Raw genomic sequence first — 1501 nt, 5'->3', positions numbered from 1 at the left:
GGCATGTAATGAGAACAAAGTCTTAGAGAAGAAATGACGTAGCTCTTTTTAGACCTTTGAGTCAGTGAAAAAAAACGTCATTCTTCCTATTTCTGTTTATGAATAAGCTTATATCTAAAAAGACGGTAATTGAATCAAGTCAGTATGTAAAACGAAACAATATGGAGCAGAAATTTGGAAGTTATCTCTACTGTTTAATGAAAGGAAGTATTGTATGGAAAGTCCAATTGTAAGCATTGATGTTTCCAATGGAAACAGTCATTACATGTGTTTTATCAAGAACAATAAACGTTTTGGTAAAGTAAAGAAAATTGATCATGATATTGAAGGATTCAAAAGACTTCTAGAAGATATTCAGAAGCTGGAAGCTGAAACCAATGAAAAGGTATGTGCCGTATTTGAAGCAACCGGTGTTTATACAAAACCTTTAGAAAGATTTCTAAGTAAGAACAGTATAAAGACATATATAATCAATCCTTTAGAATCTGCCAGAAAGCGGAAAGAAGAAATACATAATAAGAAGACGGATAAGCTTGATCCAATATCTATTTCAAAAGTTTATTACGATAAAGAAGAAATGATGGAACTAACAAAGAAGGATGAAACACATAACTGGCTCAGGAAAAAGAATCGATTGTATGAAGATCAGTTGAATCATCTTATAAAATACAAGGTTACATTTCAAAATCAGTTAAGCATCTGTTTTCCGGGATATCTTGATTTATTTAAGGATGGATACAGTGATATTCCAATGACAATCCTAAAGAAATATCCACATCCGGATTTATTGAAGAACAAGAAGGCTGAAACAGTTGCCAGATATCTTGAGAAAAATACATGTCATACTCATAAGGTATCTTTAGAATATGCATTAAAAATAATAGAATTTGCGAAAAAGACATATCCCGGATGTGAAAAGGATGATGTAGAAGTTGAAATATTTAAAATATTACTTGATAAGGTAATCGAAACACAGAGGGAATGTGAAAAAACATTGAATGAAATGATAACAGTTGCTTCTACTTTAGAAGAATATAGATATATCTCAAGCATTGATGGAATAGGGCCCAATCTTGCTGCAAGAATCATTGCAGAGATTGGAGATATAGAAGAATTTAAATCAAGAGAAGCACTTGTGGCATATGCAGGATTGGATCCGCATATATATCAGTCAGGAGACCAGGATGGAAAACATTTAAAGATATCCAAAAAAGGAAATAAATATCTAAGGTGTCTATTGTTTCTGGCTGTAGGATGTTCTATAAGAGGAGCTAAAGATAATCCAGTGAATCGATTCTATCAAAAGAAAAAGCAGCAATCGAACCCGCTAAATTCGAAAGCTGCCAAAACCGCATGTACCGCCAAACTGTTAAAAATAATATACGGTATATGCAAAAACAAGACCACATATGAAAGGTAGTCTTGAATACATTATAAACAAAAATTTAAAAAATTGGAGAAATCCAATCTTTTTGTCGTGGAAAATCATCAAAAAATGTGT

General features: G+C 32.2%; 1 protein-coding gene. It reads left to right on the top strand.

The window, feature by feature from the left end; translation table 11 throughout:
• Nucleotides 1-214 precede the first annotated feature (214 nt).
• Nucleotides 215-1420, top strand: a complete 1206-nt coding sequence (locus H8911_RS12105; protein ID WP_186999833.1) for an IS110 family RNA-guided transposase — start codon at nucleotides 215-217, stop codon at nucleotides 1418-1420.
• Nucleotides 1421-1501 lie beyond the last annotated feature (81 nt).

The sequence above is a fragment of the Holdemanella hominis genome, from assembly GCF_014306155.1.
Classification (GTDB): Bacteria; Bacillota_I; Bacilli_A; order Erysipelotrichales; family Erysipelotrichaceae; genus Holdemanella; species Holdemanella hominis.
The sequence above is the reverse complement of the archived record's forward strand: the minus strand, read 5'-3'. Positions and strand labels throughout refer to the sequence as shown.

What these genes read in the sequence shown, in the direction of transcription:
- H8911_RS12105 (WP_186999833.1), top strand. Translation starts at nt 215, where the DNA reads ATGGAAAGTCCAATTGTAAGCATTGATGTTTCCAATGGAAACAGTCAT.